The following is a 21,004-nucleotide window of genomic DNA, read 5'->3' on the forward strand; positions in this document are numbered from 1 at the left end:
GATTTGAGATTAAGTATAACAGAAAATCTGAGGGTTGGAAAGAATGCATAAGAATATTGCAGATTTGGATTGAATAACTGTCAATTGTATAGTAAAGTGAAGGTAAGAAGGGAGGTATCAGAATATGAAAAAATTCAAAAAAAGATTATTTGGCATAATTACATTTATGATGCTGGCACTGGCAGTTCCAGTGGTATTTCCGGGAAGTTATGGTGTGAAGGAAGTACAGGCGGCAGTGAAAGTAACAGCACCGAAACTGCTTTCAGCAAAGCCTTATGGCACAAACAAAATCGTGCTGAAATGGAGCACGGTAAAAGGCGTAAACGGTTATCGTGTTTACAGAAAGACGGACGGAGGAAAATGGCAGGCAGTGCGTAATTTTTCTGGATATCAGACAACAACTTATCAGGATGTACGTGTAACTACGGGCGTTCAGTATACGTACACAGTTCGTGCATACAGGAGAATTAATGGAAGCCTTGTGTGGAGTGGATATGACAGAAACGGTCTGACGACAATTGCAGGACTCAATAGTATGAAACTTAATAAGACAAGTATGACGTTGTATGTGGGAAAATATGATACTCTCAAGATCAATGGAACGAAACTGGTTCCACAGTGGAAATCCAGTGATACAAAGACTGCCTGGGTATACCGAAATGGCAGGGTTCTTGCGAAAAAAGCAGGTAAAGCAACGATAACGGCAACTCTTGGAGGAAAGAAATTTAACTGTACAGTAACGGTAAAAAATACTCCTGTATCCAATAAATGGACCAAGAATTACACAAAACTCAAAAAATATATCCAGCAGAATGGTGAGATCAATGATGATGGAAATTATGAAGTGGAACAGGATTTTTCGAATTCGGCGGTCCTTGTAGCCTATAACAGAAAAGATGATCTGATAGAAGCTACATATATTGAATTTCTCGACACCACGGGAAAAAATTACCGTGGGATCACGATGAGCTTTAACTGCCAGAGAACAGATATTGCACAGGCTGTATTTGCTTATATTAAAGGTGAAAAAGCATATGTGACATATTCAAATCTGAATCCGTCCAGACATACTGCAAATACAGGATATGTATTCAAATATGCAACAAACGATAAAACAGCAAATGACTTTTTCCAGAAGCAGTCAAATGCTGTTCTGAAAAGAACGATGGGGGCATTTGATGTATTCCTCGCGAATGTGCAGATGACAGCGAAGGATCTTGGCTTTACTTCTTATTCATAAGAGAGAGGATCGTGGATATCCGGAAGAGTGTTTAACATTCTTCCGGATTTTTCTGGAAAAAACAGTGTTTAATTTTAATGTAAAATATGGTATAGTTACTTGCATAGTATCAGTTTGATACTGACGACAGAGGGGGGAGAAACGGTGATACAGACCGGAGTACATAAGAAGAATGAACTGGATTACTTCTTTGTAGAAGAATCCTATGGGGGAAATCAGGATCTTTTTCCAGAGATATCAATGAGAGACGGAGGATGTGGAGCAGTGGCAGCTTGTGAGAGCTGTATTTATTTTGCCCGAAGAGCGGATAAGAAGAAACTTTATCCGCATAAACTCGAAGAGATCACATGGGAAGAGTACCATGATTTTGCATATATCATGAAGCATTATCTCTGTCCAAGGCCGAACGGGATCGATACCCTGGAATTATATATGGAAGGTTTTGGAGAATATCTGAAGGATGTACATGAGGAGAATCTTATGATGGAGGCTTTTCATGGGACACATGCTTATGAAGAAGCAAGAGAGGCTGTCATGAGGCAGATCGACAGCGACAGCCCGATCCCATATCTGATGCTGAAACACCAGAACAAGAACGGACATCTGGAGGATTACATATGGCACTGGTTTATCCTTGCAGGTTATGAAGAAACAGAGGATGATCTTATGGTGAAGGCAGTTTCCTATGGGGAATACAAATGGTTTTCTCTGAAGGAACTCTGGGACACCGGATATGACAAAAAGGGTGGCATGATTTTGTATCACATAAAGTAACAGACGGGGAGGATGCATTTTTTGGAAGCAAGAGAAATATTGACCCGATTCAAAAAAAACGAGATCACTTTAGAAGAGGCAGAACATTACTTTCGAAAAGAACCATTTGAGAAAATGGGAGGCTATGCGAAGCTGGATTCTCACAGAGAGGTTCGCTCCGGATTCCCGGAAGTGATCTTTTGCAGCGGCAAGGCAGATGAGCATTTTGTCCATATTTTTCAGAAGTTATATGAGGACAACGGAGAAGTTTTTGGAACGAGAGCGTCCAGACATCAGTATGAGCTGGTGAAAGATCTTCTTCCGGGTGTGGAATACGATGATCTGTCACACATCATCAAGATCGAAAAGAAGCACAAAGAGCACATCGGCAAGATCGCAGTCTGTACCGCAGGTACAGCCGATATCCCGGTTGCAGAGGAAGCTGCACAGACTGCAGAATACTTCGGAACTCACGTAGAGCGTATCTTTGATGTGGGTGTGAGTGGGATCCACAGACTTTTTTCCGGACTGGAAGTGATCCAGGAGGCAAACTGTGTGGTTGCAGTTGCTGGAATGGAGGGAGCGCTTGCGAGTGTTCTCGGAGGTCTGGTGGATAAGCCGGTGATCGCAGTCCCGACTTCTGTGGGATACGGAGCGAGCATGCATGGACTTTCCGCACTTCTGACGATGATCAATTCTTGCGCGAACGGGATTGCGGTGGTAAATATCGACAATGGCTACGGGGCAGGTTACATTGCAACGCAGATCAACCGCCTTGCAGTCAGAGAAAATCAGGAACAGTAACTAATGGGAGATATTATGGGAAAAACTTTATATTTGGAATGTTATTCCGGAATCAGCGGTGACATGACCGTGGCGGCACTTCTGGATCTTGGTGCAGATCAGAAGCATCTGGAAGCGGCATTATCAGGTCTTCCGGTTCAGGGATTCCGTACAGAAGTTTCAAGGGTTGTGAAGTCTGGGCTCGATGCCTGTGATTTCTCCGTGATTCTGGATCAGGATAATCACGATCATGATATGGAATATCTGCATGGACACTCTGATGAGGAACATTCACATGTCCATAAACACGGACATGAACATCGTGGAATGAAGGAGATCAGGGAGATCATCGAAGGTTCTTCGATCAGCACCAGAGCGAAACAGACGGCTCTCAGGATTTTTGAGATTCTGGCAGAAGCGGAATCAAAAGCTCACGGCGTACCGGTGGAGGAAGTGCATTTCCACGAGGTTGGAGCAGTGGATTCCATCGTGGACATTGTATCGATCGCAGTCTGCCTGGATGATCTGGATGTCACAGATGTGGTTGTGCCGGTACTTTATGACGGAACAGGTTTTATCCGCTGTCAGCACGGTCAGATCCCGGTTCCGGTTCCGGCTGTTGTAAATGTGGCACAGGCAAATCATCTCAAACTTAAGATCACAGATATCGAAGGAGAACTGGTCACTCCGACAGGAGCAGCAGTCGTAGCGGCAGTCCGGACTTCTGAGAAACTTCCGGAAGATTTTGAGATCCTTGCGACAGGGCTCGGAGCAGGCAAACGCCAGTATCGCTGCCCGGGAATCCTAAGAGCAATGTTGATACGGTCGGTTGAGGCAGAAAAACAGGAGTCAGATCATATCTGGCGGCTGGAAACAGACATTGACGACTGCAGCGGCGAAGCAATGGGACATGTGATGCAGATCCTTCTGGAGAATGGTGCGAGAGAAGTTCATTATACACCGGTCTTTATGAAGAAAAACAGACCGGCATATGAGCTGGTGGTCCTCTGCAAAAAAGACAAGATCTCCAGAATGGAGGAGATCCTTTTTACAGAGACAACGACGATCGGCATCAGACGGAGCGAACTGGAACGGACGATCCTGAAACGCCGTGCAGAGAAGATTCGGACTTCCATAGGCGAGGCACAGGTAAAGATCTGTACACTTCCGAATGGAAAAGAGAGATGCTATCCTGAATATGACAGTGCATCAGCACTTGCAGGGAAGGCGGGTATCAGTTTCAGGGAAGCATATGATACAATAGTAAACTGCTGGAAGACAGAAAGGTGAGGCAACAGTGATGAAGACAGGACTGGTTTTGGAAGGTGGAGCAATGCGCGGCATTTATACAGCCGGCGTTTTGGATGTATTTATGGAGCAGGGGCTGCATTTTGACGGAGTGATCGGAGTGTCTGCCGGGGCACTCCATGGCTGTTCTTTCGTTTCGGGACAGAAGGGCAGAAGCATCCGTTATTTTAAGAAATACAGGAATGATAAGCATTTTATGAGTATGTGGAACCTGGTCCATACAGGGGAAGTGGTTGGAAAACAGTTATGCTATCATGATATTCCGGAAAGACTTGATCCGTATGATTATGAGGCATTTCTGAAATCAGATACAGAGTTTTATGCGACCTGCTCCAATGTAGAGACAGGGAAGGCAGAATACATAAAGATCACAGATATGCTGAACCAGATTGATGTCCTGCGCGCATCCGCATCTATGCCATATGTGTCGAAACTTGTAGATTATCAGGGAATGAAGCTTCTGGACGGCGGCTGTACAGACAGTATTCCGTTGGAAGCATTTCGCAGGATGGGTTTTGAGAAAAATGTTGTAATCCTCACACAGCACAAAGGCTATGTAAAGAAGCCACAGAATGCAAAGATGGCAGAGCTGAGATACCATAAATACCCGGAATTTGCCGAGGCACTCAAAGAGCGTCATAGTGTCTACAATCAGTCATTAAAGGAGATCCACCGTCTGGAAGAGGCGGGAGAAGTTTTTGTGATCCAGCCATCTGAAAAGCTTGAGATCAGCCGTATGGAGACAGATCTCGATGTGATCCAGAGTGTCTACGAGAGGGGAATGATGGATGCCAGAGTCCGTATGAAGGCACTGAAAGAATGGATGGAAGAAGCAAAAAGGTAAGAGAGCTTTTTTCGGAGGATTTAAAATTCTGACAATTAAAGATAAAAGCCAGTTGCAAAAAGGACTGGGATTCAGTATAATAAAACACATAAGTGTGACACTGAAACAGTGAAAAGGAAAGTACAAGGGTGTACAGACATAAGAATGTCTGTGCGCCCTTTTGTTTTATCTGAACAGTCAGAAGTTCCTTCACACAAAAAACGACAAGGGAGGACGAGAGATGTATAGTGCAGTTGAAAACATGATCAATCAGATCGACACCTGGGTATGGGGCTGGTGGATGATCCTTCTGCTCCTAGGAACCCACATTTTTATGACGATCCGTACAGGAGTCATCCAGAGAAAGATCGGCACCGCGATCCGCTTATCTGTGACAAAAGATCCTGACGGAGAAGGCGAGGTCAGCCAGTTTGGCGCACTGACGACAGCCCTGGCATCCACGATCGGAACAGGAAACATCATCGGTGTGGGAACCGCGATCGCACTGGGAGGTCCGGGTGCAGTCCTGTGGTGCTGGCTTACCGGCGTTTTTGGGATCGCAACGAAGTACAGTGAATCTCTGATCGCTGTAAAATACCGTGTAAAAACGAAGGACGGACGTATGCAGGGCGGTGCGATGTATGCGCTGGAACGTGGACTGAATATGAAGTGGCTTGGAATGATCTTTGCTGTCTTTGGCGGCTTTGCATCTTTTGGGATCGGCTGTGCCACGCAGGTCAATGCGATCGCGACGGTCTGTCAGGAAAACTTGAGTATTCCACCGTTTGTAGTTGGAATCGTCGTTGCAGTACTGACAGCACTTGTTATTTTTGGCGGGATCAAATCTATCGCAAATGTATGTGAGAAACTGGTTCCGTTCATGGCAGCTTTTTATGTACTTGGCTGTTTTGTGATCCTGTGTATCAATTATGATTTTATTATCCCGGCAGTGACAACGATCTGTAAACTGGCATTTACACCGGGAGCTGCAGCAGGCGGCCTGGTTGGCCGTGGTATCATGATGGCAATGCAGTATGGAATCGCACGAGGACTTTTTTCCAATGAATCCGGTATGGGTTCTGCTCCGATCGCAGCAGCAGCGGCACAGACACGAAATCCGGTGCGTCAGGCCCTTGTATCCAGCACAGGTACTTTCTGGGATACCGTTGTCGTATGTCTGATGACAGGACTGGTGCTTGTCACAAGCATCATGAAAAATCCGGCGATTGACATGGGAGAGATCACAAACGGAGGTGTCCTGACAACACTGGCATTCCAGCAGATTCCGGTCCTTGGTCCGGTGATCCTTGTAATTGGAATTATTTCTTTTGCGTATTCTACGGTTCTTGGATGGGCATACTACGGAGAACGCTGCGTAGAATATTTTGCAGGAAAAAAAGGCCTGATCCCGTACAGAGTCCTTTACATCGCAGTGGCAGTGATCGCACCGGTCATTTCTCTGAACCTGGTATGGACGATCGCGGATATCCTGAATGCGCTGATGGCACTTCCAAACCTTGTGGCGGTCCTGCTCCTTTCGAATGTGATCGTGGCAGAGACCAGGAAATACATCAACAATCTGGATGCCAAAGACGATACAGAAATAGAAATCATTGACCGCTGAAATCGGATAAGCTAAAATACATACAGCGGCCCGGCAGTACTTATGGCAGCCGGGCTGCTGTTTATTTTTTACAGAGAAAATACAGAGGAAAAATACATGTCAGAACAAAATAATATGAAGATCATAGCAAGGATCCACAATGATTTCCCGACAAAGTTTGGAATCCCACATCAGAGCAACCGGCTGAGTGCATTAAAGGCAACGATCGTGTTTGAGCCGGAATACCGGGTAACGGAGGCATTCCGTGGTCTGGAAGATTACGATTATATCTGGCTCATCTGGCAGTTTTCGGAGGCAGTACGCGAGAACTGGTCTCCGACAGTACGCCCGCCAAGACTTGGAGGAAATACAAGAATGGGCGTGTTTGCGACCAGATCCCCATTCCGCCCCAACAGTCTGGGACTCTCATCAGTCCGCCTGGAAGAGATTGAATATCATTCGGATCTTGGTACGGTCCTGCACATCTCAGGGGCGGATCTGATGGATGGAACGCCGATCTACGATATCAAACCGTACCTTCCCTATGTGGACAGCCATCCGGAAGCAAAAGGCGGCTTCACAGACCATATCGAAGAACATATCCTTAAAGTGAAATTTCCAGAAGAACTGCTGCAAAAGATCCCGGAATCACAGAGGGAGGCACTGATAGAAGTGCTCGCCAATGACCCGCGTCCGAGATACCAGAAGAACCCGGAGAGAGTCTACGGGATCGCCTATGGAGAGAACGATGTGCACTTCAAAGTCAGAGAAGAAATACTTTACGTTTGTGATGTGATAAAATTAAAATGAAAAATCCTTTGACAAACAAAGGAATCTATGGTACTATGCTCTTAGATAGTTAGCATGAGCTAACCAAAAGAAACTGAAAACATAAAGCGGACGCAATGAGCCGCTTTCTTTTAAAATATGAAGTTAGTTTAGAATAACAAAATAAGAGGTGAGAATATGAGTATTGTGATCGTAGGTGGAAATGAAAGAATGGTATGTCAGTATGAAGATATCTGCAAAGGATTCGGATGTAAAGCGAAAGTTTTTGCCAAAGAAAAAGGTGCCATGAAGAAAAAGATCGGCGCGCCGGATCTTATGATCCTGTTTACCAGTACGGTGTCTCATAAGATGGTAAACTGTGCAGTTGAAGAAGCAAAAAGAAAATCTATCCCGGTATGTAGATGCCACACCAGCAGTGCATCTGCTCTTGAAAGTATTCTCCGTGAGTACTGTGCATAATAATTTTTTCAGGATTTTTCGTCAATATTCGTAAGAAATACTTGCAAAACTTTCTGTTTTTCAATACAATATAAAACAGCTTTTAGCACTTTTTAGTTTTAGAGGAACACAGAAGGGTGAGAATTATTATGAAAAAAGTTGTGAAATTTGGAGGAAGCTCCCTTGCGAACGCAGAACAGTTCAAAAAAGTAGGGGATATCATCAGAAGCGAGGAGAGCAGACGTTATGTGGTTCCGTCTGCACCGGGTAAGAGATACTCGGGAGACACCAAGGTAACAGATCTTTTGTATGCATGCTATGACAAGGCCGCAGCAGGTGCTGACTTTACAGGTATCCTCAACGAGATCAAAGAACGTTTTTATGAGATCATCAAGGGTCTGAAGATTGAGCTTTCCCTCGAGGAAGAGTTCCGTCAGATCGAAGCTGATTTCAAAGCACAGGCAGGCGCAGAGTACGCAGCATCCCGAGGAGAGTTTCTGAATGGTAAAGTGATGGCTGCATATCTCGGATATGAATTCGTAGATGCCGCAACTGTGATCCGTTTTGACAAGAACGGAAACTTTGATGCAGACAAGACAGACAAACTTCTTGCAAAACGTCTTCAGAAATGCGAAAAGGCAGTTATTCCGGGATTCTATGGTGGTATGGAAGACGGAACTGTCAAGACTTTCTCCAGAGGTGGATCTGATGTTACAGGTTCTCTTGTAGCCAAAGCGATCCATGCAGACATCTACGAGAACTGGACAGATGTTTCCGGTTTCCTGGTAACAGATCCGAGGATCGTGGATAATCCGGCAGTGATCGAGACCATCACATACCGTGAGCTGAGAGAGCTTTCCTACATGGGTGCAACTGTTCTTCATGAGGATGCGATCTTCCCTGTCCGTAAAGAGGGAATCCCGATCAACATCCGTAACACCAACCGTCCGGAGGATAAAGGAACCTTTATCGTAGAGAGCACATGCCGTAAACCGAAATATGTGATCACAGGTATCGCAGGTAAGAAGGGATTCTGCTCTATCAATATTGAGAAATCCATGATGAACAGCGAAGTTGGTTTCGGAAGAAAAGTTCTCCAGGTATTTGAAGACCAGGGAATCAGCTTTGAGCATGTACCGTCCGGTATTGATACCATGACGATCTATGTTCATCAGGACGAATTTGAAGAAAAAGAACAGCAGGTGATCGCCGGAATCCACAGAGCAGTACAGCCTGATTTCGTGGAGATGGAATCTGACCTTGCGCTGATCGCAGTCGTAGGCCGTGGCATGAAGTCCCAGAGAGGAACTGCAGCGCGTGTATTTGCAGCTCTGGCACATGCACATGTCAATGTAAAGATGATCGACCAGGGATCCAGTGAGCTGAATATCATCATCGGTGTTGAAAACAGAGATTTTGAGACAGCATTGAAGGCAATTTACGACATTTTTGTTCTGACACAGATCTAATAAATAAAAAGATCCGGGAAACCGGGTCTTTTTGCACTTGAGTCAGAACACGAGGAGGAATTATATGATTACAAGACAGATTAAATTAAACGCGACAGAAGATGTACAGGAATTTGTGAACGAGGCAGCAAAATGCAGCTTTGATATTGATATTTCTTATAACCGTATCATCATTGATGCCAAGTCTCTTCTGGGAATCCTGAGCATGGACCTTACACGGGAACTGACAGTCAGATGTTATGGAGAGAGCCAGAAATTCAATAAAGTTATGGACAAATTTGCAGTAGCATAACTGTATCAGAAGTTTGGCAGGAGCGGGCACATATTCAGAGAAAGGATATGTGCCTTTTTGAATGTATGGGAAGCAGGAGAGAAAGCAGGATGGAAAAACCGGTAATCCGTATTTCAGTTCGAAATCTGGTAGAATTTATTTTGAGAAGCGGTGATCTGACAAGCAGGAGCGGAACGGCAGCAGACAAAGAAGCCATGCTCAAGGGCAGCCGCTTTCACCGAAAGATCCAGAAACAGATGGGCAGCACCTATCAGGCAGAAGTTCCGCTCAAAAAAGAAAGTGAATATGAAGATCTGATCCTGTGTGTAGAGGGAAGAGCTGACGGTATTTTTGCAGAGAACGAAACTGTTTGTATCGATGAGATCAAAGGAATTTACAAAAGCCTTGACAGTCTGGAAGAACCGGTGCAGGTCCATCGTGCACAGGCACTCTGTTATGGCTGGATCTATATGGAAGCCCATGATCTGGAAAGGATTGATATCCAGATGACATATGGTCAGCTTGATACGGAGGAAATCCGGAGATTCCGGGAAACGATCGCCAGAGAAAAACTGGAGAAATGGTATCAGGATCTGACAGATGAGTACTATAAATGGGTCTCTTATCAGCTCGCCTGGCGAAAAGAGAGAAATGCATCCATGGAAACTCTGGAATTCCCGTTTCCATACCGCAAAGGGCAGAGAGAAATGGTTGCCGGAGTTTACCATGCGATCTCAGAAGAGGCGCAGATTTTTATCCAGGCTCCGACCGGGATCGGTAAGACGATGTCTGCAATCTTTCCGGCAGTCCGTGCTGTGGGACAGGGAAAAGGCGAGACGGTCTTTTATCTGACGGCCAGGACGATCACGCGGACTGTGGCAGAGGATGCATTTTCAATTCTCCGCGGGAAAGGTCTGCACTTCAAATCTATCACGATCACAGCAAAAGAAAAAATGTGCTTCTGTGATGAGATGGACTGTGACCCGCAGAAATGTCCTTATGCGAAGGGGCATTATGACAGGATAAACGATGCCGTCTATGAACTGTGGACGAAAGAAGAAGCTTTTGACCGTGAGACGATTCTTGCACAGGCAGAGAAATACAGTGTCTGTCCATTTGAGATAACACTTGACCTGGCAGTGTGGATGGACGGGATCGTCTGTGATTATAATTATGTGTTTGATCCAAATGTTTATCTGAAACGGTTTTTCGGGGAAAATATAAAAGGAAAATATCTCTTCCTGATCGATGAAGCACACAATCTGGTGGACCGTGGAAGAGAAATGTACAGTGCTTCCCTGTGCAAAGAAGAGATAGAAAGCACCCGCAGATTCGTAAGAGCACACAGTAGCAGACTGTATCGTATGCTTGGCAAAGCTGCAAAACAACTGGAAGTACTGAAGGAAGAAAGCAGTTCCTCCTGGCAGGTGCTGGAAAATGCGGGGACACTTCCTGTGACGCTTCTGAGTATTCAGGGAGAGATGGACAAACTTTTGGAAGAACCGCCGTCACAGGAATTCGTGGATGGAATCCTGGAATTTTATTTTGCGGTACGGGATTTCCTGAACATTGCAGAACTGGTGGATGAAAATTATGTGACGTATGTTTCGACGGATGAAGACGGAAAGTTCCGTATGAAACTGTTTTGTGTAAATCCGGCGGCAAATCTGCAGAGATGCCTGGACCGTGGAGTCAGCACGGTATTTTTTTCGGCAACACTTCTGCCGCTTGCTTACTACAGGAAGATGCTGAGTACCAGAAATGAAAATTTCGGCATGTATGTAAATTCTCCTTTTGAGGAAGAAAAAAGATGCCTTCTCCTGTGCCGCGATGTCAGCAGCAGATACACCAGAAGAGGGTATGAAGAATACCGCAGGATTGCAGAATACATTGCGCGGATGTCCTGGAAGAAAAAAGGAAATTATATGATCTTTTTTCCGTCCTATAAACTGATGGAAGATGTGTTTGAAGTTTATCAGGAGGAATTTTCGGCTGACTGGGTGGACTGCATCTGTCAGCAGGCTTCAATGAATGAACGGGAGCGGGAAGAATTCCTCAGAGAATTTCAGGCGCAGGGTGAAAAAACACTTCTTGGCTTCTGCGTCATGGGAGGGATTTTTTCGGAAGGGATCGATCTGATCGGTGACAGGCTGATCGGCGTGGCAGTTGTCGGAACAGGGATTCCACAGATCGGTTGCGAAAGAGAGATCCTGAAAGAATATTATGACGAGAAAGGGGAGCCAGGCTTTGATTATGCCTATCGTTATCCTGGCATGAACAAGGTGCTCCAGGCGGCAGGCCGCGTGATCAGGACCCGGGAAGATATCGGCGTGATCCTGCTTATGGATGAACGTTTCATGAACCGGGAATATCGGATGCTTTTTCCGCGTGAGTGGTCGTCTGTAAAAACGTGCACGATCGGGACGGTGGAGGCATCGCTTAAGGATTTCTGGGAGCAGGTTTCAGAAATGGAAAGCTGTGGAAACGAAGGGACCGGGCCGGAGCAGGAGGATGGCGCGGATGCTTGACATATGTGTGATTTCAGGTATACTATGAACAATCAGTTTGCAAAAAAGTAATCGTGGGATAGATACAAAAGGAGAAGAAGATGAAGAGACGAACGGTTCTGGCATTGTGTCTGTGTCTGACATTAGCCGGTACACCTGTGGGTGTGGCTGCGGCTTCTGACAGTCTTTTGTCAGTAACAGAAGAAGCACAGATTCAGCCGATCGGGGATGGGTCCGGCAGATACCTTATGAAAAGCGACGGTTTTTACTGCCTCAAAGAAGACGGAAGCAAGGATACAGCGGTATCTGTTCATTATTTTGACAAAATGGAAATAGACGGCACTGTACTGGATGGTTTTTATTATCATGATGCGGACGGATGCTATCTGGCGGCAAGCCCTCATATGGTAAAGATCAGCAAGCTTACCTGTATGGGGACAGATGAAACGGGAGAGCCGGCAGAGTATACGTTTGACGGATACTATATGGTAAACAATCTTGGAAAACTTTCTGCCGCGCCGCAGGTGAGATATATAGATGGACTGACAATGGATGGGACGACCTTTGACGGCTATTATTATTTTGATGAGACAGGACGGATGGTGACGGAGCCGGGAACACATGAACTTGAGATGACTTCGAATGGTCAGATGTTTTCCGGAACGTATTATTTCGGTGGGGCAAATGGTGTTCTTGAGCAGAAAGCAGGGACTACGCCGGATGGATTCCCGGTGGATGAAACAGGCAAAGTGCAGGGGCTTGATGCACTTGGAATTGAAAATCTGGAACCGCAGCTTGAGGCGACGGTATCCGGTTATGATGGAAACTGGAGTGTTTACGTCAAGGATCTGGAAACAGAGGAAGAGTTTGTGATCAATGACGAGCCGATGTATTCAGCAAGTCTTATCAAAGCTTTCGTGATGGCAAAGACGTTTGAGGATATGGATCTTGTTCTGGAGAACGAAGCGAAGCAGATGAAGACCGATGCCGCAAATGCAGCAGTACAGACAAAAATCGATAATCTCCTCACAAACATGATCACAGTCAGTGACAATGAATCCTGTAATGAACTTGGCAGACTGCAGTCGGAAAAACATGATTTCCTTGACGGAGCAGAGAAGGTCAATGAATATCTCAAAAAAGAAGGCTATTCCGAGACGAGTTACCAGAGCACGCTTCATCCGTCTTCTTCAGCAAAGATCAGTCTTGGTGGAAGAAATATGACTTCGGTAAAAGACTGCGGACTTCTTTTGGAGCGGATCTACAGGGGAGAATGCGTGAGTGAAGAAGCGTCTGCACAGATGCTGGACCTTCTGAAACGGCAGGAAAATACCAGCAAGATCCCTGCAGGGATCAAGGCAGAAGTTCCGACAGCAAACAAGACAGGTGAGACAGATGAGGACCAGCATGATATCGCGATCGTGTACGGAGCAAAGACCACATACATTCTCTGTGTGATGTCAGAGGGCTGGAAAAGCGGCGGTGATGCAGTGCAGAACATCCAGAATATTTCCAGTATGGTCTATAATTACCTCAACCTGTAAATCTTTGGTTTCCTGCATGCCTGCGTTGCTTTTTGACAGGAAATCATGTATAATATCGAACTGTAACAAACTGGTCTGATGACCAGTAAATACTGTCTGCTCCAGGACAGGATATGTTACTGTGGAGTGAACAGTAACTTGGAGATTTCGATAAATAGAGTATAATCAGGAGGAATAAATTACATGCGAGTCGATACGGATGACTTTGCCCGACCTTGTGGGTGCGGGAAGAATCACCATATAGAAGTAAAGGAAATTTTAATTGAAGAAGGAGTAGTGGAGAAGCTGGAAGAAGCAATGTCAGACGGGTTTCTCAAGGAATATATTTCACCGCTTCTGATCTGTGACACAAACACATGCAAGGTGACAGAGGAGATCATGGAAGATATCTATGACCGATGTCAGGTACTTGTGCTGGATGCTGAGGGTCTTCATGCAGACCAGCATGCAATCGAAGTAGTAGAGAATAACATGGAAGAGGATATAGACCTGATCCTGGCAGTGGGAACAGGTACGATCCATGACATCAGCCGTTATGTGGCTTTTCAGTACAAAATTCCCTTTATTTCCGTTCCAACAGCGGCAAGCGTGGACGGATTCGTATCTACAGTTGCAGCAATGACCTGGAATGGGCTCAAAAAAACAGTGCCGGCGGCACCGCCTATTGCAGTTTATGCTGATTCAAATATTTTTGCAGCGGCACCGAGACGGCTGAATGCATCCGGTGTATCTGATCTTTTTGGAAAATATATCTGTCTTGCAGACTGGAAGATTGCTCATATGCTGACAGATGAATACATTTGTGATGAGATTATTGAACTGGAAGAAAAAGCACTCAGGACAGTACGCTCCTGTCTGGATGATATTGCACAAGGTGACAGAGAAAGCTGTGAGAAACTGATGTATGCGCTGATTCTGTCCGGGCTGGCGATGCAGATGGTTGGAAATTCCAGACCGGCTTCCTGTGCAGAACATCACCTTTCTCATCTGTGGGAGATAGAAGTGATCAATGGACCGCTGGATGCGCTTCACGGTGAGAAAGTCTCGATTGGAACCCTGATCGTTCTCAGAGAATATAACCGTATTGCCAGAGCAATCCGTGAAGGCAGATGCAGGGTATTATCAGAACGTGAGGATGATACAGAACTTCTTGAAAAAACATTCGGTAAGAAACATCTGCTGGAGGGAATTATCGAAGAAAACACACCGGATCCACTGGAGGAAGTCAGTCCGGCAAGACTGGAATCCTGTCTTTCTGAAATTGCAGATATAATTGAAGAACTTCCGCGAGAAGAGGAACTTGTTCATGCGATGGATAAGGCTGGATGTAAGCAGAGTGTATACGAGATCGGACTCACAGAGGAAATCATACCACAGAGCCTGAAACTGGCTCCTTATGTCAGACGGCGCCTCAGTTTTCTGAGAGTCAGCAGAATGCTCGAAATAGAAGGAGAATGATTATGAGAGTTGGAATGGGATATGATGTACATAAGCTGACAGAAAACAGTGACCTGATCCTCGGGGGAGTCAAGATCCCGTGGGAAAAGGGTCTTCTCGGACATTCTGATGCGGATGTGCTGATCCATGCAGTGATGGATGCTTTGCTTGGGGCTGCGGCTCTTGGAGATATCGGAAAACATTTCCCGGACACAGATCCCAAATACAAAGGGATTTCCAGTGTGAAGCTTCTGATTCATGTGTCAGAGCTTCTTAAGGAACATGGATATGAAGTAGGGAACATTGATGCGACGATCATCGCCCAGAAACCAAAGATGGCACCGCATATTCCGCAGATGCGTAAAAATATGGCGGATGCTCTTGGAATCCCGGAATCAAAGATCAATGTTAAGGCAACTACAGAAGAAGGACTTGGATTTACCGGAAGCGGGGAAGGGATTTCTTCTCAGGCAATCTGCCTGCTCACAGAGATCCAGGACTGATCTTGTTACAAAATAATATCGGAGGAAAGAGACATGAAACTTTTTAATACAATGTCACGAAGAAAAGAAGAATTTGTACCGCTGGAAGAGGGCAAGGTACGCATGTATGTATGCGGACCGACTGTGTACAACCTGATCCATATCGGAAATGCAAGACCGATGATCATTTTTGATACGGTACGCCGTTATCTGGAGTACAAAGGATACGAAGTAAACTATGTATCCAACTTCACAGACGTAGATGACAAGATCATCAAGAAAGCGATCGAGGAAGGCGTAAGCGCAGAGGAAGTTTCACAGCGTTATATCGCAGAGTGCAAGAAGGACATGGCAGGCATGAACGTAAAACCGGCTACCACACATCCGCTTGCAACACAGGAGATTGACGGAATGATCGATATGATCCAGACACTGATCGACAAGGGTTATGCATATCCGGTTGCCGATGGAACTGTATACTTCCGTGTAAAGAAATTCAAAGAATACGGTAAGCTTTCTCATAAGAACCTTGATGATCTGCAGTCAGGATTCCGTTCCCTGCAGGTATCCGGTGAGGATCAGAAGGAAGATCCGCTGGATTTCGTACTCTGGAAACCGAAGAAAGAAGGAGAGCCATACTGGACCTCTCCATGGTGCGACGGAAGACCGGGCTGGCATATTGAGTGCTCCGTTATGTCCAAGAAATATCTTGGAGAGGAGATCGACATCCATGCCGGTGGCGAAGACCTTGTGTTCCCTCACCATGAGAATGAGATCGCACAGAGTGAATGCTGCAATGGAGTTCCTTTTGCGAAATACTGGATGCACAATGCATTCCTGAACATTGACAACCGCAAGATGTCCAAGTCTCTTGGAAACTTCCGTACTGTCCGTGAGATCAGTGAACAGTATGATCTGCAGGTGCTTCGTTTCTTCATGCTGAACGCACATTACAGAAGCCCGCTCAATTTCAGTGCAGATCTGATGGAATCCTCCAAGAACGCGCTTGAGAGAATCACAGAGGCAGCAGCAAGACTTCGCGACCGCAAGGCAGCAGCGGCTGTGCAGGAAGCAACAGAAGACGAGAAGAAACTGATGCAGGAAGAAACTGCATTTGTGACTAAGTTCGAGGAAGCTATGGATGACGACTTCAACACAGCTGATGCGCTGGCTGCGATCTTTGAACTTGTCAAATTTGCCAACACAAATGTACAGGAAGGAAGCTCCGCAGAATTTGCAGCACACACTCTGGAAGTTATGACAAAACTCTGCGATGTTCTCGGACTGACTCTTGAGAAGAAAGAAGAGATCCTTGACGAAGAGATCGAAAACCTGATCGCAGAACGTCAGGCAGCAAGAAAAGCCAAAGATTTCGCAAGAGCAGATGAGATCCGTGGACTGCTTCTTGAAAAAGGTATCGAACTGAAAGATACTCGTGAGGGCGTAAAATGGAAACGAATCTGATACAGCTTGATGAACTGTTTCATCTTGAAAACCAGGATCTGCGGAGTTATTCTCCGCTGACTCTGGCGTATATCGGAGATGGGATCTATGAGCTGATCATCCGTACAGTCCTTGTCAGGAAGGGCAACTGTCCGGTCAACCAGCTTCACAAAAAAGCAAGCAGTCTGGTAAAGGCAGCTTCTCAGTCAGCGATCATGGAAGTGATAGAGGAGAAACTGACCGAGGAAGAGCATAACATCTACCGCAGAGGCCGCAACGCACATTCTCCTACAATGGCAAAGCATGCAACCATGGCTGATTACAGAAGGGCAACAGGCTTTGAGGCATTGATGGGATACTTATATTTAAAGGGAGATTACACACGGATGCTTGAACTTGTCCGTATGGGAATCGGAGAGGACAGATTATGAGTGAACAGATAGAAGGCCGCAACGCGGTACTGGAAGCTTTTCGTTCAGGCAAATGCGTGGACAAGCTTTTTATCCTGGATGGATGCCAGGACGGACCAGTCCGCACGATCGCAAGAGAGGCTCGCAAAAAAGACACGATCATCAATTATGTATCCAAAGAAAGACTGGACCAGCTCAGTGAGACACATGCACATCAGGGTGTGATCGCGCAGGTTGCAGCTTATGAATACAGCACCGTAGAAGACATCCTCGCCAAGGCAGAGGAGAAGGGTGAGCCGCCGTTTCTGATCCTTCTGGACAATGTAGAGGATCCGCATAATCTTGGTGCGATCATCCGTACAGCTAACCTGGCAGGTGCACATGGTGTTATCATTCCGAAGCGCAGAGCTGTCGGACTGACTTCCACAGTTGCCAAGACATCTGCCGGTGCGATCAATTACACACCGGTTGCCAAAGTTACCAATCTGGTACGTACCATGGAAGAACTTAAGCAAAAAGGCATCTGGTTCGTCTGTGCAGATATGGGCGGAGAGAGCATGTACCGTATGAATCTGACGGGACCGATCGGTCTTGTGATCGGAAACGAGGGCGAAGGAGTCAGTCGTCTTGTGAGAGAGGCATGTGACTTTACCGCATCTATCCCGATGAAGGGAGATATCGATTCTCTGAATGCATCCGTTGCAGCAGGTGTCCTTGCGTATGAGATCGTAAGACAGCGTCTCGTGGCAGAAAGCAAATAAGAAATGGAGATTCTCTATGTGCCAGTATGAAAAATGCACAGATGAAGAATTGCTCACCAGGCTGAGATCTGGTGAGGAAGAGATATCAGATTATCTGATGGAAAAATACAAAGGATTTGTCCGCCAGAAAGCAAGAGCCATGTTCCTGATCGGCGGTGAGACCGATGATCTGATACAGGAAGGAATGATCGGGCTTTTTAAGGCGGTACAGAGTTATCAGCCTGACAAAGATGCTTCTTTTCGGACATTTGCGGGGATGTGCATTGACCGACAGCTTTACAGTGCTATCCAAAATTCAAACCGGCAGAAGCATATGCCTCTGAACTCCTATATTTCACTTAGTGAAGAACCGGAGGAAACGGATGAGCTGGAAGGTTCCTGGTGGGAAAATCCTGAAAATATCATCATTGACCAGGAAAGCACGAGGAGCCTTGAACAGGAGATCCACCGGACATTAAGTCCAATGGAAAATAAGGTGCTGGAGTATTATCTTAAGGGTTATGGTTACATCCAGATCGCAAAGATTATGGGAAAAACACCCAAGTCGATCGATAATGCACTTCAGAGGATAAGAGGCAAGATACGAAACTTTTCCCTTTCTTTTTGGGACAAAAAATAGTATAATTATTCTAATCTTTGTGACAAAGAACAAACTGTTATATGAAAGGAGCAGAGTATTATGGCAAAATTAAACAAATATTGGGGATTTGTTGCAGTCGGAGCCGTAGCAGCCGCAGCGGCAGGAGCTGTAGCAGCACTGGCATTCAAGAAGAAACCTCTCGAGGATTTCGAGGACGATTTTGACGACGATTTCGATGATGACTTTGAAGAAGAGGAAGAGCCGAAGAAAGAAGAAAAGAAAGAAGCTCACGAATCCTTTGAAGCATGGGAAGAAAGCGAAGAAGCTGTAGAGGAATCTGCGGAAGAAGAAGCAGAGGAAACAGAGGCTGAAGAAGCTCTTGAAGAAGAAATAAAAGAAGAAGTTCAGGAAACAGAAGAAGCAGAAGAAAAAGCTCCTGAAACAGAAGAATAATTTCATTAAATAAAAAGTGTCTCGCCGGATCAACTACCGGCGGGGCACTTTTGCGTAATTGCGTGAATCTGGATCAGGCTTTGGGAAGCTTGAAGGAACTCTTGAGAGAAACGATGCGGTTGAATACCGGCTCGCCTTCTTTGGAGTCGTGGATATCTGCACAGAAGAATCCGTTTCTTACGAACTGGAAGCTGTCGTATCCTTTGGCTTCCATAAGAGCTGGCTCTACATAAGCAGTTACGGTGGTCAGAGAATTCGGGTTCACATTGAGGGAACCGTCTTCTTTGTTGTAAACACCCTTTTCTTCATCTACGATGTTTTCGTAGAGACGAACGGTTGCTTTGCCTGCATTGGAAGCTTCTACCCAGTGGATCGTTCCTTTGACTTTACGTCCGTCAGGAGCGTTGCCGCCCTTGGTAGCAGGATCGTAAGTACAGTGTACAACACGTACAGTACCGTCATCATCTGCTTCATATCCTGTACAGGTAACGAAGTAAGCGTTCATAAGACGAACTTCAGCACCTACAAAAAGTCTCTTGTATTTACGTGGAGGCTCGATCATGAAGTCCTCACGCTCGATATAAAGCTCCTTGCCAAATGGAAGCTTACGTGTTCCGAGAGCTTCGTTTTCCATGTTGTTCGGAGCTTCCAGGTATTCAACCTGACCTTCCGGATAGTTGTCAATCACGAGTTTGATCGGATCAAGGATTGCCATCATACGCGGACGTTTGAGCTTGAGATCCTCACGGATACAGTATTCAAGCATAGCGTAGTCAACGGAACTGTTGGCCTTGGATACACCGCAGAGTTCAACGAACATCTTGATGGATTCCGGAGTGAAACCTCTTCTGCGGAGAGCGGCGATGGAAACGAGACGCGGATCATCCCATCCGTCTACGATGCCGTCCTCAACAAGTTTCTTGATGTAACGCTTGCCGGTAACAACGTTTGTCAGGTATAATTTTGCAAATTCGATCTGCTTCGGTGGCTGCGGGTATTCCAGTTCTCTTACTACCCAGTCATAAAGCGGTCTGTGATCCTCAAATTCCAGTGTACAGATAGAATGTGTGATTCCCTCGATCGCATCCTCGATCGGATGAGCAAAGTCGTACATTGGATAGATGCACCAGGTATCGCCGGTTCTGTGGTGAGTCATATGAGCAACACGGTAGATGACCGGGTCACGCATGTTCATGTTCGGGGATGCCATATCGATCTTGGCACGGAGAACTTTCTCTCCATCCTGGTATTTGCCGTCTTTCATTTCTTCAAAAAGCTGAAGGTTTTCTTCGACGCTGCGGTTACGGTATGGGCTTTCTTTGCCTGGCTCTGTAAGAGTACCACGGTATTCGCGGATCTGATCGGCAGTCAGATCGCAGACATAAGCTTTGCCCTTCTTGATGAGCTTGACAGCAGCTTCATACATCTGCGGGAAATAATCAGACGCAAAGAAAAGTCTGTCTTCCCAGTCAGCACCGAGCCATTTGATGTCCGCTTTGATGGACTCTACAAATTCGCTCTTTTCTTTGGTCGGGTTGGTATCATCGAAACGCATGTTGAATTTGCCGTTGTATTTCTGTGCAAGTCCATAGTTTAAAAGAATGGATTTGGCATGTCCGATATGGAGGTACCCGTTCGGTTCCGGTGGGAAACGGGTGTGTACGGTATCATAAACACCTTCGGCCAGATCCTCGTCAATGATGTTCTCAATAAAATTTTTGGAAACAGTTTCGTTTTCCATCTCTGTCCCTCCTGAGTAATTTTATGTTAAAAAAATCCAGTATAACTACTTTGCTATTATAGCATAGCGTAAATGCAAAGTGTATAGAAAGTTAAATAACTTTTATATTGTATAATATAATCTGAAATAAAACAAGGAGAAAATCCTGTATATATGGCAAAAACGAAGT

The 21,004-nt window shown here is 45.7% G+C and carries 20 protein-coding genes; 19 read left to right on the forward strand and 1 reads right to left on the reverse strand.

Annotated elements, in window-relative coordinates; all coding sequences use genetic code 11:
* The first annotated feature begins 124 nt into the window (after positions 1–124).
* The 19 genes from DXC01_RS08030 (at position 125) to DXC01_RS21435 (ending at position 19,094) form a co-directional block, all read left to right on the forward strand.
* Positions 125–1,240 (forward strand): Ig-like domain-containing protein, encoded by a 1,116-nt coding sequence (locus DXC01_RS08030; protein WP_118698678.1) that lies wholly within the window; start codon positions 125–127, stop codon positions 1,238–1,240.
* Positions 1,241–1,384: 144 nt separating this feature from the next.
* Positions 1,385–2,014 carry a hypothetical protein gene (locus DXC01_RS08035; RefSeq protein WP_022214685.1) on the forward strand — a complete coding sequence of 210 codons (630 nt, stop codon included), beginning with the start codon at positions 1,385–1,387 and terminating at the stop codon, positions 2,012–2,014.
* A 21-nt stretch (positions 2,015–2,035) separates the two neighbouring features.
* Positions 2,036–2,797: a nickel pincer cofactor biosynthesis protein LarB gene (larB, locus tag DXC01_RS08040; protein ID WP_118698679.1), complete on the forward strand. Its 762-nt coding sequence runs from the start codon at positions 2,036–2,038 to the stop codon at positions 2,795–2,797.
* Positions 2,798–2,812: 15 nt separating this feature from the next.
* Positions 2,813–4,066 (forward strand): nickel pincer cofactor biosynthesis protein LarC, encoded by a 1,254-nt coding sequence (gene larC / locus DXC01_RS08045; RefSeq protein ID WP_022214687.1) that lies wholly within the window; start codon positions 2,813–2,815, stop codon positions 4,064–4,066.
* A 10-nt stretch (positions 4,067–4,076) separates the two neighbouring features.
* A complete protein-coding gene (locus tag DXC01_RS08050; RefSeq protein WP_022214688.1) occupies positions 4,077–4,928 on the forward strand; it encodes a patatin-like phospholipase family protein in 852 nt (283 codons plus the stop codon).
* 220 nt (positions 4,929–5,148) lie between these two features.
* Complete coding sequence (locus tag DXC01_RS08055; RefSeq protein ID WP_022214689.1) at positions 5,149–6,531, forward strand: alanine/glycine:cation symporter family protein; 1,383 nt, start codon at positions 5,149–5,151, stop codon at positions 6,529–6,531.
* Between the two features lie 96 nt (positions 6,532–6,627).
* Positions 6,628–7,320 carry a tRNA (N6-threonylcarbamoyladenosine(37)-N6)-methyltransferase TrmO gene (tsaA, locus tag DXC01_RS08060; protein ID WP_118698698.1) on the forward strand — a complete coding sequence of 231 codons (693 nt, stop codon included), beginning with the start codon at positions 6,628–6,630 and terminating at the stop codon, positions 7,318–7,320.
* A 156-nt stretch (positions 7,321–7,476) separates the two neighbouring features.
* Entirely contained in the window at positions 7,477–7,758 is a 282-nt protein-coding gene (locus DXC01_RS08065) for a DUF2325 domain-containing protein (protein WP_022214691.1), read from the forward strand.
* A 128-nt stretch (positions 7,759–7,886) separates the two neighbouring features.
* Complete coding sequence (locus DXC01_RS08070) at positions 7,887–9,206, forward strand: aspartate kinase (RefSeq protein WP_118253017.1); 1,320 nt, start codon at positions 7,887–7,889, stop codon at positions 9,204–9,206.
* Positions 9,207–9,270: 64 nt separating this feature from the next.
* Positions 9,271–9,498: an HPr family phosphocarrier protein gene (locus DXC01_RS08075; protein ID WP_022214693.1), complete on the forward strand. Its 228-nt coding sequence runs from the start codon at positions 9,271–9,273 to the stop codon at positions 9,496–9,498.
* A gap of 89 nt (positions 9,499–9,587) precedes the next feature.
* A complete protein-coding gene (locus tag DXC01_RS08080; protein ID WP_118698680.1) occupies positions 9,588–12,005 on the forward strand; it encodes an ATP-dependent DNA helicase in 2,418 nt (805 codons plus the stop codon).
* A gap of 80 nt (positions 12,006–12,085) precedes the next feature.
* The gene (locus tag DXC01_RS08085; protein WP_118253023.1) at positions 12,086–13,528 is read left to right on the forward strand and encodes a serine hydrolase; all 1,443 of its coding nucleotides are present in this window, start codon (positions 12,086–12,088) and stop codon (positions 13,526–13,528) included.
* 183 nt (positions 13,529–13,711) lie between these two features.
* The gene (locus DXC01_RS08090) at positions 13,712–14,986 is read left to right on the forward strand and encodes a sn-glycerol-1-phosphate dehydrogenase (RefSeq protein ID WP_118698681.1); all 1,275 of its coding nucleotides are present in this window, start codon (positions 13,712–13,714) and stop codon (positions 14,984–14,986) included.
* 2 nt (positions 14,987–14,988) lie between these two features.
* A complete protein-coding gene (gene ispF, locus DXC01_RS08095) occupies positions 14,989–15,468 on the forward strand; it encodes a 2-C-methyl-D-erythritol 2,4-cyclodiphosphate synthase (protein WP_022214697.1) in 480 nt (159 codons plus the stop codon).
* Between the two features lie 33 nt (positions 15,469–15,501).
* On the forward strand, positions 15,502–16,911 hold the full coding sequence (gene cysS / locus DXC01_RS08100; RefSeq protein WP_118698682.1) for a cysteine--tRNA ligase: 1,410 nt from the start codon (positions 15,502–15,504) through the stop codon (positions 16,909–16,911).
* Positions 16,896–17,321, forward strand: coding sequence for a Mini-ribonuclease 3 (locus tag DXC01_RS08105; RefSeq protein ID WP_022214699.1), 426 nt, complete (start codon positions 16,896–16,898; stop codon positions 17,319–17,321). Before cysS ends, DXC01_RS08105 begins: the two co-directional genes overlap by 16 nt.
* Positions 17,318–18,061 carry a 23S rRNA (guanosine(2251)-2'-O)-methyltransferase RlmB gene (gene rlmB / locus DXC01_RS08110; RefSeq protein ID WP_022214700.1) on the forward strand — a complete coding sequence of 248 codons (744 nt, stop codon included), beginning with the start codon at positions 17,318–17,320 and terminating at the stop codon, positions 18,059–18,061. Before DXC01_RS08105 ends, rlmB begins: the two co-directional genes overlap by 4 nt.
* A gap of 16 nt (positions 18,062–18,077) precedes the next feature.
* A complete protein-coding gene (locus tag DXC01_RS08115; protein ID WP_118253030.1) occupies positions 18,078–18,680 on the forward strand; it encodes a sigma-70 family RNA polymerase sigma factor in 603 nt (200 codons plus the stop codon).
* Positions 18,681–18,740: 60 nt separating this feature from the next.
* The gene (locus DXC01_RS21435; RefSeq protein ID WP_118253032.1) at positions 18,741–19,094 is read left to right on the forward strand and encodes a hypothetical protein; all 354 of its coding nucleotides are present in this window, start codon (positions 18,741–18,743) and stop codon (positions 19,092–19,094) included.
* A 73-nt stretch (positions 19,095–19,167) separates the two neighbouring features.
* Here the strand turns inward: DXC01_RS21435 and DXC01_RS08125 are convergent, their stop codons facing one another.
* Entirely contained in the window at positions 19,168–20,835 is a 1,668-nt protein-coding gene (locus DXC01_RS08125; protein WP_022214701.1) for a glutamine--tRNA ligase/YqeY domain fusion protein, read from the reverse strand.
* Between the last annotated feature and the right edge of the window lie 169 nt (positions 20,836–21,004).

This window comes from Blautia sp. OM07-19 (assembly GCF_003481595.1).
GTDB classification, from domain to species: Bacteria; Bacillota; Clostridia; order Lachnospirales; family Lachnospiraceae; genus Blautia_A; species Blautia_A intestinihominis.